15 protein-coding genes are annotated in these 16,012 nt (G+C 53.4%); 13 read left to right on the top strand and 2 right to left on the bottom strand.

What is annotated here, in order from left to right:
- Window positions 1–53: 53 nt before the first annotated feature.
- Window positions 54–2,189 carry an intracellular growth attenuator protein IgaA gene (igaA, locus tag JQ822_RS14880; RefSeq protein WP_213134130.1) on the bottom strand — a complete coding sequence of 712 codons (2,136 nt, stop codon included), beginning with the start codon at window positions 2,187–2,189 and terminating at the stop codon, window positions 54–56.
- 323 nt (window positions 2,190–2,512) lie between these two features.
- On the opposite strand from igaA, the gene nudE reads away from it, so the two are divergent.
- Window positions 2,513–3,073: an ADP compounds hydrolase NudE gene (gene nudE, locus JQ822_RS14875; RefSeq protein ID WP_003827667.1), complete on the top strand. Its 561-nt coding sequence runs from the start codon at window positions 2,513–2,515 to the stop codon at window positions 3,071–3,073.
- Between the two features lie 69 nt (window positions 3,074–3,142).
- Here nudE and mrcA read toward each other — a convergent pair whose 3' ends face one another.
- Window positions 3,143–5,695 carry a peptidoglycan glycosyltransferase/peptidoglycan DD-transpeptidase MrcA gene (gene mrcA / locus JQ822_RS14870; protein WP_213134129.1) on the bottom strand — a complete coding sequence of 851 codons (2,553 nt, stop codon included), beginning with the start codon at window positions 5,693–5,695 and terminating at the stop codon, window positions 3,143–3,145.
- 120 nt (window positions 5,696–5,815) lie between these two features.
- Here mrcA and JQ822_RS14865 point away from each other — a divergent pair, with 120 nt between their 5' ends.
- From JQ822_RS14865 to trpS, 12 genes are all read left to right on the top strand, one after another.
- Window positions 5,816–6,595: a DNA utilization protein HofM gene (locus JQ822_RS14865; RefSeq protein ID WP_213134128.1), complete on the top strand. Its 780-nt coding sequence runs from the start codon at window positions 5,816–5,818 to the stop codon at window positions 6,593–6,595.
- Complete coding sequence (locus JQ822_RS14860; protein WP_213134127.1) at window positions 6,595–7,134, top strand: PilN domain-containing protein; 540 nt, start codon at window positions 6,595–6,597, stop codon at window positions 7,132–7,134. The genes JQ822_RS14865 and JQ822_RS14860 overlap by 1 nt, the downstream gene beginning before the upstream one ends.
- Window positions 7,118–7,585, top strand: coding sequence for a HofO family protein (locus JQ822_RS14855; protein ID WP_213134126.1), 468 nt, complete (start codon window positions 7,118–7,120; stop codon window positions 7,583–7,585). The genes JQ822_RS14860 and JQ822_RS14855 overlap by 17 nt, the downstream gene beginning before the upstream one ends.
- Complete coding sequence (locus tag JQ822_RS14850; RefSeq protein WP_213134125.1) at window positions 7,575–7,979, top strand: HofP DNA utilization family protein; 405 nt, start codon at window positions 7,575–7,577, stop codon at window positions 7,977–7,979. The genes JQ822_RS14855 and JQ822_RS14850 overlap by 11 nt, the downstream gene beginning before the upstream one ends.
- Window positions 7,891–9,129 (top strand): DNA uptake porin HofQ, encoded by a 1,239-nt coding sequence (hofQ, locus tag JQ822_RS14845; protein ID WP_213134124.1) that lies wholly within the window; start codon window positions 7,891–7,893, stop codon window positions 9,127–9,129. Before JQ822_RS14850 ends, hofQ begins: the two co-directional genes overlap by 89 nt.
- Window positions 9,130–9,532: 403 nt before the next feature.
- Entirely contained in the window at window positions 9,533–10,054 is a 522-nt protein-coding gene (gene aroK, locus JQ822_RS14840) for a shikimate kinase AroK (protein ID WP_003023552.1), read from the top strand.
- A gap of 55 nt (window positions 10,055–10,109) precedes the next feature.
- Window positions 10,110–11,198, top strand: a complete 1,089-nt coding sequence (aroB, locus tag JQ822_RS14835) for a 3-dehydroquinate synthase (RefSeq protein WP_213134123.1) — start codon at window positions 10,110–10,112, stop codon at window positions 11,196–11,198.
- Between the two features lie 96 nt (window positions 11,199–11,294).
- Entirely contained in the window at window positions 11,295–12,605 is a 1,311-nt protein-coding gene (gene damX, locus JQ822_RS14830) for a cell division protein DamX (RefSeq protein WP_213134122.1), read from the top strand.
- A gap of 117 nt (window positions 12,606–12,722) precedes the next feature.
- Complete coding sequence (gene dam / locus JQ822_RS14825; RefSeq protein ID WP_213134121.1) at window positions 12,723–13,559, top strand: adenine-specific DNA-methyltransferase; 837 nt, start codon at window positions 12,723–12,725, stop codon at window positions 13,557–13,559.
- Between the two features lie 17 nt (window positions 13,560–13,576).
- Entirely contained in the window at window positions 13,577–14,254 is a 678-nt protein-coding gene (gene rpe, locus JQ822_RS14820) for a ribulose-phosphate 3-epimerase (protein ID WP_096759286.1), read from the top strand.
- Complete coding sequence (gene gph, locus JQ822_RS14815; protein ID WP_213134120.1) at window positions 14,247–15,005, top strand: phosphoglycolate phosphatase; 759 nt, start codon at window positions 14,247–14,249, stop codon at window positions 15,003–15,005. The genes rpe and gph overlap by 8 nt, the downstream gene beginning before the upstream one ends.
- Window positions 14,998–16,002, top strand: a complete 1,005-nt coding sequence (gene trpS / locus JQ822_RS14810; protein WP_135324059.1) for a tryptophan--tRNA ligase — start codon at window positions 14,998–15,000, stop codon at window positions 16,000–16,002. The genes gph and trpS overlap by 8 nt, the downstream gene beginning before the upstream one ends.
- Window positions 16,003–16,012 lie beyond the last annotated feature (10 nt).

Below are 16,012 nucleotides of genomic sequence, written 5' to 3'. Positions count from 1 at the left end.
CCAGAGGAACACATGATGCGCGACAGGGTAGCATATCCTGTCGCGCGGACGTGTTATCGAATGAGGCTTTCCGGATCGTTAATCAGCGTTGGATTCAGGCAACTTTCGTAGTATCCCTGAATTTCCGCGATGCGCGAGCGGTGGCGCTGGTAGCGTCTGAACGCCTGAACGCCGTTGTAGAGAGCACAACCCAGCATGGAGAACATCAGCAAGGTGGTGCCGAGGTAACGCCACAGGCCTGAACGATCCGGGATACGGTGCAGGCCGATGTGCTGGGTTCCGTTGGCGTCAGTCGTGATATTGGTGACGATCCCTTCAGCACGGAAAGGTGTTTGCATGAGCATCTGCGCCAGACGCTGGAAGGCGTTCCACTGCTCCTGAGGCGGATAGTCATACAGAGACGTCGCGGGCCACGGCTGATCGACCAGATCGCTGCCCTCGTCGCTGATAATCAGGAAACCGCCAGGTGCGGGGCTGTTCAGTGCCTGAGCGGCGCGGGCGGTCTCACGTGCAATAAATGGCGCTGTGGAGGTATTGACCAGGTTATCCAGCGACTCGGCGCTGACCGGGCGTAGCAACACGTTCACGCCATCCAGCTTACCTGCGTTTGCCCGTTTAACCAGCGCGGTCCAGTCTTTACTGTTACCCAGATTGACCAGCGCATTTTTCAGTCGTACGCAGTCATCTTTAGCGGCACACAGGTCAGCGGTCTTCAGGACAATCTCGCCAAAGTCATCCAGTAGCACCATGCCTGATTTCTGAATGGCCGAACGTAATGATGCGCTGACGCGGGAATCATCATCAGGTTTGGGATGCAGTTGGCGGTTGACGGCCTGCGTGAGCGCTGTGGCTTTATTCACCAGATCGGACTCGGGCAGCGGCAGCGCGCGCGCGTCGTTCCAGATAATCTGCGAACAGTCAAAGGGCAGAAAAGGCGTGGTGGGCTGAGCATTCCAGCTTCCGGTCGTATGAATATTACACATTCCCGTACCGCTCAGATGCAGGGTATCGCCGACGCGAACTCCGGCGTCTTCGAGTTGCTTAACGCTGGTGGCCTCAATAGTTTGCGCGCCTTTCATCCATGAAAGCGTGAATTTTATCGGCATATCCAGCGGGATCCAGAACAGCAGCATCAGCAGTACCAGCAACGAGCCACCCGCGATAACGGCGCTGCGTAGCCAGTGCTGCAAGGGGAAGTTTTTCACTTCGTCATGCAGGGATAAAAAACGCCCCTGGCGGACAACGTGCCGATCGAGATAAATATCGATATCCGTTTGCTGCCCGAGATCTTGCGCAATGTAGGGCTGCCAGTGAGGCGGATAAATCAGGTCGATAATGCCCAGCGAGATATTATTAATGTGTTCCTGATCGTTTTCACCAAACAGCCCCCAACGGCGTGGGGTTCCGCGCAGGCAATGGATCTCCCGCAGGGCGGTTTTAGACGGCGGGGCGAACAGTCCCCACAGGCCCGCCGCCAGTAGCAATACAGCGCCCCCGGCCATCCATGGTACAAAGCTATCCGGTACGATTAAGCAAAAGAAGAACAGCAGGAAAGAGGCCGCAATCAGTAACGCCTCGCGAAGTCCTGCGGGGCGACTAAGCGCATACTCTTCATGTGTTTCCTGGCGAATATTCAGCAGCTCTATCTGCTCGCTCTCTTCGCCACGAATGGACGCTTGCGTTGATGCGGTGTGTTGCAGTGTATAGCCACGAGCTTCCTGCATATACTCTTGCAGCGTATGGCCGTTTAACGAGATCACCAACGGTAGCGTATTTGTGTGGATCAGCTCAACGCTATTTTCGTCATTGATGTATTGTTCCCAGAAGGGAGGCAAATGCACCTCGACGGAATCCAGATAATAACGCCACTTATTGGGATCGTCGGTGGTGATGCCATAGCGGGTAATCGAATGTGTAAGCACGATGACGCTATTACTTTGGGCATTCAGCGTCAATGACACCGGCGCGGAGCTGGCGCCTGTTGGGCCAGGAATCTGCTGGTTTTGATTCAGGTTTTCCAGATAATTTTCGACTGCGCTGCGCTCTTCGGGCGTCAGCTTACGCTTGTCGGCGTCTGAGAAGACGTTGCTCCAGGGCAGTTTTTGCCGCCTGGATTTTGATCTGAGTCGCCACCCTGCAAGCAACGAGCAGGCCAGCAAAGCAGCTAAAAAAATCAGAATGGTGCTCATGCTTTCCCCATCTTACTTAGTCTGGCAGGTGTAGTCAGTTGCACCCTGTTCAATTATCGTGATTCTGCGGTTGGCTATCGGCAAGCGTGGAGTTGAACTTGAGCATCTTTAAAGTACAGCCCAGTAAATGCGAATCATAGCAAAATCACCAAAAACGGCATATCAGCAAATTCCTGGAGTTATTTCAACCTATTGACTTTTAATTTGAAATGAGAAATAACTTTTATTACGTTACATAAATGTAAATAAACGGCAATTCACATTGCCGAAACCGTGCGGTATATCGCACAATGACCCCAGATTTCACTGCAAAGATCCTCACGATGAGCAAATCATTACAAAAACCCACGATTTTGAAAGTGGAAACCGTCGCACAATCCCGACTGTTTAAAGTCGAAAGTGTCGACCTTGAGTTCAGCAACGGCGTACGCCGCGTCTACGAACGTATGCGTCCGTCCACGCGTGAAGCGGTAATGATTGTGCCGATTGTTGATGACCACCTGATTCTCATCCGCGAATACGCGGTCGGGACCGAATCTTACGAGCTGGGTTTTTCCAAAGGGTTAATCGATCCTGGTGAAAGCGTGTTTGAGGCGGCAAATCGGGAGTTGAAAGAAGAGGTCGGGTTTGGGGCGAAGGACCTGACGTTTTTGAAGAAACTCAGCATGGCACCGTCCTATTTCTCCAGCAAGATGAACATTGTTGTGGCCGAGGATCTGTACCCTGAATCGCTGGAAGGTGATGAGCCCGAGCCGTTGCCCCAGGTACGCTGGCCGCTGGCACATTTGATGGACTTGTTAGAAGACCCGGATTTCCACGAAGCGCGCAATGTAAGTGCGCTGTTTCTGGTGCGCGAATGGCTGAAAGGGCAGGGGCGGCTGTAGGCCGAATAAGGCACCGCGCCATCCGGCAATACGCTCGCAATAAAAAAGGCGCCGAAGCGCCTATTTTGATTAGAACAGTTCGTGCGTCTCACCATTATCGATAATGGTGGTCCCCACTTCATGTACCGCCTGCTGCGTGGGCTGAGTACCTTCAATGAAATACTCTTCACGACTGTTACCGCCGCTCGCTAACTGGCCGGTACTGCGATCGATATTGACCGTTACGATGCCCGGCGGTGGCGTCAGTGGCTGTTCAGGCACGCCCTCTAACACACTCTTCATGTAGGCATCCCATGCTGGCTGGGCGCTCTTCGCGCCGCCTTCATAGCCGGAGATCTGATCTTTGATCGCACCAGAGGCCGTAGAGTGTCCAAGGTTACGGCGATGGTCATCAAAACCGATCCATACCGATGTCACAACCCCTGGGCCGTAGCCGGAGAACCAGGCATCTTTCGAGCTGTTGGTGGTCCCGGTTTTACCGCCGATATCGCGACGCTGTAAATCGCGACCTGCACGCCAGCCGGTTCCCATCCAGCCTGGTTCACCAAAGATATTGGTGTTTAGCGCGCTTTTAATCAGGAAAGCCAGCGGTGTGTTGATCACGTGCGGGGCGTATTCCTGCGTTCCGCTTTGCGCGACCAGTGCCTGATTCGCCTGTTCCAGTTGCGGCATAGGGACGGCGGTATTTTGCTGCTCCTGAGAAATGGCGACGTCCTCAACGTTACTGTTTTCCAGCACGTTAGATTTCTGGGTATCGCCATAAATCACCGGAATATCACACTCCGGGCAGGCAATTTTCGGCTTCGCCTCGAAGATAACGCCGCCCTGATCGGTTTCAATCTTGCTGATGAAGTATGGATCAACCAGGAAACCGCCGTTGGCCATCACCGCGTAGCCGCGTGCAACCTGCAGCGGGGTGAACGAGGCGGAACCCAGTGCCAGCGACTCGGTATGAACGATGTTTTGCGCCGGGAAGCCAAAACGCTGCAGATACTCTGCCGCGTAATCCACGCCCATCGCGCGCATGGCGCGAACCATCACCACGTTCTTCGACTGACCCAGTCCCTGACGTAAGCGGATAGGTCCGGCATATTGCGGCGGTGAGTTTTTCGGCTGCCAGTCTGAACCCGCACCGGCATCCCAGCGGGAAATCGGGACGTCATTCAACATGCTTGCCAGCGTCAGGCCTTTATCCATCGCGGCGGTGTAGAGGAACGGTTTGATATTCGAACCGACCTGACGTAACGCCTGGGTAGCACGGTTAAACTTGCTCTGGTTGAAATCAAAGCCACCGACCAGCGCCATGACCGCGCCGTTTTGCGGATTGATGGAAACCAGTGCGGAGTTGACGTCTGGAACTTGCGCCAGCCACCAGGCGTCACCGACCTGGCGTACCCAGATTTGCTGCCCCGTCTGGACGACATCGGTCACTTTTCGCGGTGTCGGGCCCTGTTGGGTATCGGAGCGGTAAGGACGCGCCCAGCGCATACCTTCCATACGCAATGCAACCGACGTACCGTCTGCCAGCATCGCTGTGGCTTCCTGCGGGTTGGCGCTGGTGACTGCCGCTGGTAGTAATGGGCCGTAGGTCGGCAGCGCTTTCAGCGTGTCGGTGATTTTCTTGCTGTCCCAGGCGCTTTCGCCTACTTTCCACAGCACATTTGACGGGCCGCGGTAGCCGTGGCGCATGTCGTAATCCATGACGTTGTTACGGACGGCCTGCTGGGCCGCCTGCTGAACTTTGCGCGTAATGGTGGTGGTGATGCGATACCCGTCTTCATAGGCTTTTTCACCATAACGGCTATACATCTCCTGGCGCACCATCTCAGACAGATATGGCGCAGAGAAGGCGATTTCCGGCGCGTGATAGTTGGCGTCAATGGCTTCGCTGCGCGCCTGATCGTACTGGGCCTGCGTGATGTAGTTTTCGCTCAACATACGCGACAGCACAACGTTACGTCGCGCGGTAGCCCGGTCCATTGAATAGAGCGGGTTGAAGGTTGATGGCGCTTTCGGCAGACCGGCAATGACTGCCATCTCGCTTAAGCTGAGCTGGTCAACCGTCTTACCGAAATAGACCTGAGCGGCAGCACCCACGCCATAGGCGCGATACCCCAGGTAGATCTTGTTCAAATACAGCTCAAGGATCTCATCTTTGCTCAGCAATTGTTCAATGCGGATCGCGAGGAATACCTCTTTGATCTTACGCATCAGCGTACGTTCTGGGCTCAGAAAGAAGTTTCTTGCTAACTGTTGGGTGATGGTGCTCGCCCCTTGCGACGCATGACCGGAAAACAGCGCGACGCTGGCCGCACGGAAGATCCCCACCGGGTCAACGCCGTGGTGCTCATAGAAGCGGCTGTCTTCGGTGGCGATAAAGGCTTTGACCATTTCCGGTGGCATCTGATCCAGCGTTACCGGAATGCGACGTTTCTCGCCATATTGGGCAATCAGTTCGCCGTCAGCGCTGTAAACCTGCATCGGGATCTGCAAACGCACATCTTTTAACGTCGCGACGTCAGGTAATTGCGGCTCAATATAGCGATAGAGGCCATAAACCGAGCCTGCTCCCAGCAGGATGCAACATACTGCAAGGATTAATAAATACTTTACGAACTTCACTGGAGATTTCCCATTTAGTGGCATTTGGGCAGTTTATAAACAAACGCGCGGTAGTATAAAGGCAAGCCAGACGCATTGATATACCCGTTAGAGCAACGGGTGATAAGGAGATCATCAGCAATGGCTTTCAATATCTGGAAAATTGGTCTGCATATTCAGCAACATGAAGTACTGGCTGTTGCCGTCGCTCGCGACGCATCCGGTTGGTTTCTACAGCGTTGGTGGCGTATGCCGCTGGCAGGGCTGGCGATAGTCGACGGACACATTCGCGCGCCTGGGCTGCTTACCGAGGTGTTATTGCCGTGGAGTCATGAACTCCCCCGCAGACACCACATCCATCTGTCCTTTCCCGCGCACAGAACGTTACAGAAAAAGTTTCCACGCCCTGCGATGGCGCTGTGTGAACCAGAGCAAACGGCATGGTTATCCGGGTCGATGGCGCGTGAGTTGGATATGGACCCAAATACGCTGCAATTCGATTATAGCGAAGACACCTTAAGTCCGGCGTTTAACGTGACCGCCGCGCAAAGCAAAGAGGTGTCGACCCTTCTGACGCTGATGCAAACGCTGAAAGTACAAGTAAAGGCCATTACGCCAGATGCCAGCGCGTTACAGCGCTTTATTCCTTACTTATTGGCGCATCAGCAGTGCCTGGCCTGGCGTGATGACGCGCAGTGGCTGTGGGCGACTCGTTATGCGTGGGGGCGCAAATCGACAGGCGATAGTCACGCTATTGACGATCTTGCCGCGACATTATCGCTTAACCCGGAAGAGATTGCGTTGTGCGAGCCAGGCGGCTTTGACCCCTTAAGCGTAGTGGCTGTTCGCCAGCCGCCCATTCCGCCTGAAAGCCACATTTTTACCATTGCGCTTGGACTGGCAATGGGGGGAACAGACTGATGATAGCGACCATCAACCTTCTTCCCTGGCGTCAGTCACGGCGGCGCGACTGCCTGCGTTTTTGGGGTGTTTTATTTAGCGCTTCATTCCTGTTGATCGCTGGCTGTGTATTGAGCTATTACGCCGTCGTCATTGAAGACAACCGGGCAAATGCTGTGTGGGTAACCGCTGAGAAAATGCGGGCCGAAGCGCTTGTGGCGCAAAAACCGCATTTGCTCCAGCGCCAGCAGCAATGGCAACAGCGACAGCAGCGTAACGCACAGCGTGATGAGACGCGAAGCTGGCAGTTGGTGCTTGAAGGGCTGGCGAACTTACTGCCAGAACAGGCGTGGTTGACAACCCTGACCTGGCAGCACGATGCGCTGGAATTAAGCGGAGTGGCGCTCAACTTTACCGCACTCAATGCGCTGGAAACGCAATTACGCAAACAGCCCTTTTTTCGCTTAGGCAGCTCCGGCGAAACGCAACAGGATGCGCAGGGCCGTTGGCAATTTCATTATCGTCTGACGCGGAGCGTAACGCATGACAGCACTCTGTGATGGTTGGTTGGCGCAGTCGCCGCGTTTTCGATTCATGTGTTGGGGCGGTTGGCTCTTGGGCCTGGTCACGCTTGCCGTGTTATGTCTTTATCCTGCGAGGCAAGAGCAGAGCTCACAACGAGAAGCTCTGACACAGCAACGTGCAGCTATTCAACTGCAATGGCGAAGCCTGTACCTGCTGGCTGCCTCAGTGAACCGACCTCTTTCCTCGTCTGAAGAGAAGCGGGTACCTTTTTCTCCGTTGGTCTTTCAGACCCCTCTGACACGTCTTATTCACTGGCGGCCCTCCGCACAGGGAGGAGATATGTCCCTGAAGTCAGCCTGGGATGCTGTCCCGCCGATGTTTGTCCGGCTGGCAGAGCAGGGGATGAATGTAAGCCAGTTTTCACTCAGCGTAGAAGATACTGAACTGTTGTTAACGCTACAGCTGGAGCGTCTGAATGAGGGGTGAACGCTGGCTGTTAGCGTTTGTCAGCATGCTGATACTGACCGGTATGCGCAATCCCTTTCAACCGCCAGACGATCGTTGCCATATCGCTGAGCTATCGGTGTGGCGCTATCAAGGCGCGGTGAGCCGGGGACCGCGCCTGATTGGCCTGGTTCAGGATGATAAGCACAAATGGCGGCGGGTCGAACTGCATGAGACGTTGAATGGTGGCTGGACGATTTCTCAGATCTCGGCGCAAAGCGTAACCATTGAGACAGGCAAAAACTGCGAGCCGCCTCGCTGGCAGTGGCAACGACAAGGAGAGGTGAATGAAGCGATGGATAGTCATGGCGCTGATGATAATCGTCCCCAGCGTGCTGGTGGGAAAAACGCAAAACGTGACGCTGGTGGTGGATGATGTTCCCGTGGTTCAGGTACTGCAGGCACTGGCTGAACAAGAAGATAAAAATTTGGTGGTTTCTCCGGATGTCAACGGTGTGCTGTCACTGCATCTGACGAATGTACCGTGGAAGCAGGCATTCCAGACGGTGCTGAAAAGCGCCGGACTGGTGTTGCGCCAGGAGGGGAGCATTCTGCATGTGCATTCGGTGGACTGGCAGAATGAAAATGCGGCGCGCCAGGAGAACGAGCAGGCACGGCTGCAGGCCAGCCTTCCACTGGAACATCGCAGCATTGTTTTGCAGTACGCTGATGCCGCTGAGCTGGCAAAAGTGGGTGAGAAACTGCTGAGCGCTAAAGGCAGTATGACGGTGGATAAACGCACGAATCGACTGCTGCTGCGTGATAACAAACCCGCACTGATTGCGCTGGAAACATGGGTGGCGCAAATGGACTTGCCTGTTGAACAGGTCGAGCTTGCGGCACACATCGTCACGATTAACGAAAAAAGTCTTCGTGAACTGGGCGTGAAGTGGTCACTGGCCGATGCCCAGCAAGCGGGGGCGGTAGGTAACATCACGGCGCTTGCCAGCGATCTCTCCGTGCCCGCTGCGACTTCGCGTGTGGGATTCAACATTGGCCGTATCAATGGTCGTTTACTGGATCTGGAGTTGTCTGCGCTGGAGCAAAAACAGCAGCTTGATATCATCGCCAGCCCACGCTTACTGGCATCTCATTTGCAACCAGCCAGTATTAAGCAGGGGAGCGAGATCCCTTATCAGGTTTCCAGCGGGGAAAGTGGCGCGACGTCAGTCGAATTTAAGGAAGCGGTGCTGGGAATGGAGGTCACACCCACCGTGCTGCAGAAAGGCCGAATTAGACTAAAGTTGCATATCAGCCAGAATGTTCCCGGACAGGTGCTACAGCAGGCGGATGGTGAAGTACTGGCTATTGATAAGCAGGAGATTGAAACACAGGTCGAGGTAAAAAGCGGAGAGACAATTGCACTGGGCGGGATTTTTTCGCATAAGAATAAATCTGCGGCGGACAGCGTGCCGTTGTTAGGCGATATTCCCTGGCTTGGTTATTTATTTCGCCATGATGGCAAAGAGGATGAGCGGCGCGAGTTAGTGGTTTTTATCACGCCCCGACTGGTCTCGAGCGAATAATTTATGCATGAAAAGCCGTTGTTTTTTCACTGAACACGTTTCAGAAATTTGACGTGCGGGTGTATTTAGCATACAAGGAGTACCGATTTGAGTGTCGGTACTTTTCTTTACTTGGGCTCCAGTAATACGCTTTGCCTTTCTGGTGGTGTGTCATTGGTTGATTTAGCGTCATTTGGCTGCGCGATTCGTCGCCAGGCCTGATGTTTGCAGGGCAGTATGCCTGCCACGACCAGAAATGCGAAAGGTTTGGTGATTTATTCAGTTGCCAAACCCGCTTGAGTATTGAGATAATTTTCAGTCTGACTCTCGCAATATCTTATGAGGTTTCAGTTCATGTCCTGCTGCGCTGAGTGTCTGCGAAGCGGGTTTACCATTAACGAATAGTCTTAGTAGTACCGAAAAAATGGCAGAGAAACGCAATATCTTTCTGGTTGGGCCTATGGGTGCCGGAAAAAGCACTATTGGGCGCCAGTTAGCTCAACAACTCAATATGGAATTTTACGATTCTGATCAAGAGATTGAGAAACGAACCGGAGCTGATGTGGGCTGGGTCTTCGATGTAGAAGGTGAAGACGGCTTCCGCGATCGCGAAGAAAAAGTCATCAACGAGTTGACGGAAAAACAGGGTATTGTGCTGGCAACTGGCGGTGGCTCTGTTAAATCACGTGAAACACGTAACCGTCTTTCCGCGCGTGGCGTCGTGGTCTATCTTGAAACGACAATTGAAAAACAACTTGCGCGAACTCAACGCGACAAGAAACGCCCACTGCTGCAGGTAGAATCACCGCCTCGCGAAGTTCTGGAAGCGTTGGCTGACGAACGCAATCCTCTGTATGAAGAGATTGCTGACGTGACCATTCGCACCGATGATCAGAGCGCTAAAGTCGTGGCAAACCAGATTATTCATATGTTGGAAAGCAACTGATTCTGGCTTAATACACTCGTCTGCGGGTACAAGTAACTAAGGTGGATGTCGCGTCATGGAGAGGATTACAGTCACTCTCGGGGAACGTAGTTACCCTATCACCATCGCGGCTGGTTTATTTAATGAACCAGCTTCATTCTTACCGCTGAAATCGGGCGATCAGGTTATGTTGGTGACCAACGAAACCCTGGCTCCCCTTTATCTCGATAAGATTCGCGGGGTACTTGAACAGGCGGGTGTTAATGTTGATAGCGTCATCCTTCCCGACGGCGAGCAGTATAAAAGCCTGACGGTGCTGGAAACGGTATTTACAGCATTACTGCAAAAACCGCACGGTCGCGATACCACGCTGGTTGCTCTTGGCGGCGGCGTGATTGGCGATCTTACCGGTTTTGCAGCCGCCAGCTATCAGCGCGGCGTACGCTTTATTCAAGTCCCGACAACGCTGTTGTCGCAGGTTGATTCCTCCGTTGGCGGCAAAACCGCCGTAAACCATCCCCTCGGCAAAAACATGATTGGTGCCTTTTACCAACCGGCCTCCGTGGTGGTGGATCTCGACTGTCTGAAAACGCTTCCTGCGCGTGAGCTGGCGTCGGGTCTGGCGGAAGTGATCAAGTACGGCATCATTCTTGACGGTGAATTTTTCAGCTGGCTGGAAGACAATCTGGACGCATTGCTCCGTCTGGATGGTCCGGCAATGGCGTACTGTATCCGCCGTTGTTGTGAGCTGAAAGCAGAAGTTGTCGCAGCAGACGAGCGCGAAATGGGCTTACGTGCTTTACTGAATCTGGGGCATACGTTTGGCCATGCAATCGAAGCTGAAATGGGTTATGGCAATTGGTTACATGGTGAAGCGGTGGCCGCTGGTATGGTAATGGCTGCTCGTACGTCAGAACGTCTTGGTCAGTTCTGCTCCGCGGACACGCAGCGCATCATTACGCTGCTGAAACGGGCAGGCTTACCGGTTAATGGACCACGTGAGATGTCCACTCAGGCCTATTTACCGCACATGCTGCGAGATAAAAAAGTGTTAGCGGGGGAGATGCGTTTAGTGCTTCCGCTGGCGATAGGGAAGAGTGAAGTGCGCGGCGGAGTGTCGCACGAGGTGGTTCTTAACGCTATTGCTGATTGCCAGCAGGCGTAACAACAAGAAAGGTCCGGCTTGCGTTGTAAGGCGTAAGTCTTTTAGCTTCAGGTTATGTGCAAAGTCGTAAGCATTAACCTTTGAGTGGGGTGTTAAATGGATGAATTCAAACCAGAAGACGAGCTGAAACCCGATCCCAGCGATCGTCGTACTGGTCGTTCTCGTCAATCGTCTGAACGCGATAATGAGCCGCAAATCAATTTTGATGATGTTGATCTGGATGCTGACGATCGTCGTCCAGCGCGCGCGCGTAAAGAACGTGACGAAGAGCAAGACATTGAAGAGGATTATGAATCTGATGACGATACCGTGGATGAAGAGCGTGTAGAACGCCGTCCGCGTAAGCGTAAGAAAGCCGCCAGCAAACCTGCCTCTCGCCAATACATAATGATGGGTGTGGGTGTTCTGGTATTGCTGTTGTTGATCATCGGCATCGGTTCAGCGTTGAAAGCCCCCTCATCTCCCTCTTCCAGCGATCAGACGGCGTCTGGCGAGAAGAGCATCGATCTTTCTGCCAGTAATGCGACCGATCAGGCGAGTGCAACTCAGCCTGCGACGGGCGCTGAGCAGCCGGCTGGCAATGCGCAGCAGGATGTTTCTCTGCCGCCGATTTCCTCTACGCCGACTCAAGGGCAAGCACCTGCCGCAGCTGAAGGCCAACAGCGTGTTGAAGTTCAGGGCGATCTGAATAATGCTCTGACGCAGCCGCAAGGTCAGGAACAGGTTAACAACGTGGTCGTGAGCTCCACGCTGCCAACCGAACCAGCTACCGTTGCGCCAGTTCGCAATGGCACTACGCCGCGTCAGGCTGCAACAACTGAGCCTGCTGAGCGTCACGCAACCACGCGTCCGGAACGCAAACAGGCTGTTATTGAGCCGAAGAGCAAGCCGCAGACTACCGTGAAAGCGACGCCGACAGAGCCAAAACCTGTTGCCCAGGCGAAGCGTACTGAACCAACAGCGGCAGTTACCGCGCCGGTTACAACGACGAAAGCGCCTGCAGCAACAACTGCGCCAAAAGCGACAGTTGAACCAAAAGCAACCGTGAGCACCACGCCTGCTCAGACGGCTACCCCTGCGCCAACGGCGACAACCCCCGTTGCTGGTGGTGCAAAAACGGCAGGCAACGTTGGAGCGTTAAAATCGGCGCCGTCCAGTCACTACACTCTGCAGCTCAGCAGTTCTTCTAACTACGACAACCTGAACGGTTGGGCGAAGAAAGAAAACCTGAAGAACTACGTGGTGTATCAGACGACGCGTAACGGTCAACCGTGGTATGTTTTGGTGACGGGCGTATACGCATCTAAAGACGATGCAAAACGTGCAGTGTCCACGTTACCAGCCGACATTCAGGCGAAAAACCCGTGGGCGAAACCGCTGCATCAGGTTCAGGCCGATCTGAAGTAAGATAGGATATGTTCTGCAATGGTTTGATGTTTCGCCCAATTGCGGGACAAAGACTAAAGCGCAGGATGCTGTCGGAGCTTTCTCCACAGCCGGAGAAGGTGTAATTAGTTAGTCAGCATGAAAAAAAATCGCGCTTTTCTGAAGTGGGCAGGGGGGAAATACCCCCTGCTTGATGATATAAAACGGCATTTGCCTCAGGGTGAATGCCTTGTTGAACCCTTCGTGGGTGCCGGGTCGGTGTTCCTTAACACCGACTTTTCTCGTTATATTCTTGCCGATATCAACAGCGACCTCATTAGTCTCTATAACATCGTGAAGTCACGTACCGATGAGTATGTACAGGCTTCGCGCGAGCTGTTTGTCCCTGAGACAAATCAGTCTGAGGTGTACTATCAGTTCCGGACAGAGTTTAACGCAAGCCAGGATCCGTTCCGACGTGCGGTGCTGTTCTTATACCTGAACCGTTTTGGCTACAATGGCCTGTGTCGGTATAACCTCCGTGGCGAATTTAACGTGCCGTTTGGACGTTATAAAAAACCCTACTTCCCGGAAGCAGAGTTGTATCATTTTGCCGAAAAAGCGCAGAATGCAGAGTTTCATTGCCTCTCCTATGAAGAGTGCATGGAGCGTGCTGATATCAACTCTGTGGTTTATTGTGATCCGCCTTATGCACCGCTTTCGGCGACGGCGAATTTCACCGCGTATCACACTAATAGTTTTAGCCCGAAAGAGCAGGCGCATCTGGCTGAGATGGCAGAAAAGCTGGTCAGTAAGCAGATCCCGGTGTTAATTTCGAACCATGACACGCCCGATACGCGCGAGTGGTACCGAACGGCGAAACATTTTCAGGTCAAAGTGCGGCGCAGTATAAGTAGCAACGGCGGCACACGTAAAAAGGTGAACGAACTGCTGGCTCTGTACAAACCAGGAGTCGTAGCGCCCGCGAAAAAATAATTCTCAAGGAGAAGCGGATGAAACAGTATTTGATTGCCCCCTCAATTCTGTCGGCTGATTTTGCCCGCCTGGGTGAGGACACCGCGAGCGTCCTGGCCGCCGGTGCCGATGTCGTGCACTTCGACGTCATGGACAACCATTATGTACCTAACCTGACTATCGGGCCGATGGTACTGAAATCGCTACGCAAATATGGGATCACCGCTCCCATTGATGTGCATCTGATGGTGAAGCCGGTTGACCGTATTATCCCGGACTTCGCGGCTGCGGGCGCCAGTATCATTACTTTTCATCCGGAAGCCTCCGAACACGTCGATCGCACTTTGCAACTGATCAAAGAGAATGGCTGCAAGGCAGGTCTGGTGTTCAACCCGGCTACGCCGCTGAGCTACCTGGACTACGTCATGGATAAGCTGGATGTGATCCTGCTCATGTCCGTCAACCCCGGTTTTGGTGGGCAATCTTTCATTCCGCAAACGCTGGAAAAATTGCGCGAAGTCCGTCGCCGTATCGATGAGTCTGGCTATGACATTCGCCTGGAAGTCGATGGCGGCGTCAAAGTGAACAATATCGGTGAAATCGCCGCTGCGGGTGCGGATATGTTTGTCGCGGGCTCCGCGATTTTTGATCAACCTGACTACAAAAAAGTCATTGATGAAATGCGCCATGAACTGGCGAAGGTAAGTCATGGATAAATTTCAGGACATTCGGGGCGTTGCTTTTGACCTCGACGGTACGCTGGTTGATAGCGCGCCGGGATTAGCCGCCGCAGTAGATATGGCGCTGTACGCGCTGGAATTACCCACCGCAGGCGAAGAGCGCGTGATTACCTGGATTGGCAACGGCGCGGACGTATTGATGGAGCGTGCGCTCACTTGGGCTCGCCTTGAGCGTGCCACGTTGCGTAAAACAACGGGCAAACCGCCCGTCGATGATGATATTCCAGCCGTTGAGCAGGTGCGTATTTTACGTAAGCTGTTTGACCGCTATTACGGTGACGTTGCCGAAGAGGGGACGTTCTTGTTCCCACATGTTGCCGATACGCTGGGCGCGCTGCATGCGAAAGGCCTGCCGTTAGGTCTGGTGACCAACAAACCGACGCCTTTTGTGGCGCCGTTGCTTAACGCACTGGATATCGCCAGGTATTTTAGCGTGGTCATCGGCGGTGACGATGTGAAAAACAAAAAGCCGCATCCAGACCCGCTGCTGTTAGTGGCTGACCGGATGGGGATCGCGCCTGAACAATTGCTCTTTGTGGGTGATTCGCGCAATGATATTCAGGCAGCAAAAGCCGCTGGTTGTCCTTCGGTTGGCCTTACGTATGGGTATAACTACGGCGAAGGGATCGACCTCAGCCAGCCGGATGTAATTTACAATAGCATTAATGACCTTCTGCCCGCACTCGGGCTTCTGTACAGCGAAAATCAGGAATTGAAAAATGACTAAGCCCATCGTTTTTAGTGGCGCACAGCCCTCAGGTGAATTGACCATTGGCAACTATATGGGTGCGCTGCGTCAATGGGTAAACATGCAGGATGACTACCATTGCATCTACTGTATCGTGGACCAGCATGCTATCACCGTCCGCCAGGACGCGCAGAAACTGCGTAAAGCCACGCTGGATACGCTGGCGCTGTATCTGGCGTGTGGTATCGATCCTGAGAAAAGCACCATTTTCGTTCAGTCCCACGTACCGGAACATGCACAGTTAGGCTGGGCGCTGAACTGCTACACCTACTTCGGTGAACTGAGCCGTATGACCCAGTTCAAAGATAAATCTGCCCGTTACGCTGAAAACATCAATGCCGGGTTGTTCGACTACCCGGTACTGATGGCTGCCGATATTCTGCTGTACCAGACCAATCTGGTACCGGTAGGGGAAGATCAGAAACAGCACCTGGAACTGAGTCGTGACGTCGCCCAGCGTTTTAACGCACTGTATGGCGATATCTTCAAAGTGCCTGAGCCGTTTATTCCGAAATCTGGCGCGCGCGTGATGTCTCTGCTGGAACCGACGAAGAAAATGTCTAAGTCGGATGATAACCGCAACAACGTGATCGGCCTGCTGGAAGATCCGAAATCTGTGGTGAAGAAAATCAAACGTGCTATGACGGATTCCGATGAGCCGCCTGTTGTACGCTACGATGTACAAAATAAAGCGGGTGTCGCTAACCTGCTGGATATCCTCTCTGCCGTGACCGGTCAGAGCATTCCAGAACTGGAGCAGCACTTTGAAGGCAAGATGTATGGCCACCTGAAGGGTGAAGTTGCTGACGCCGTTTCCGGTATGCTGACTGAGCTTCAGGAACGTTATCACCGTTTCCGTAATGATGAAGCTTTCCTGCAAAAAGTGATGAAAGATGGCGCAGAAAAAGCCAGCGCGCGTGCAGCACAAACCCTGAAAGCGGTATACGAAGCAATTGGTTTTGTCGCCAAGCCGTAATTCATTCTGT

The sequence above is a fragment of the Citrobacter sp. FP75 genome (assembly GCF_018342065.1).
Lineage (GTDB): Bacteria > Pseudomonadota > Gammaproteobacteria > Enterobacterales > Enterobacteriaceae > Citrobacter.
Note: the sequence above shows the minus strand (reverse complement) of the source record. Positions and strands in the feature narration are given on the sequence as shown.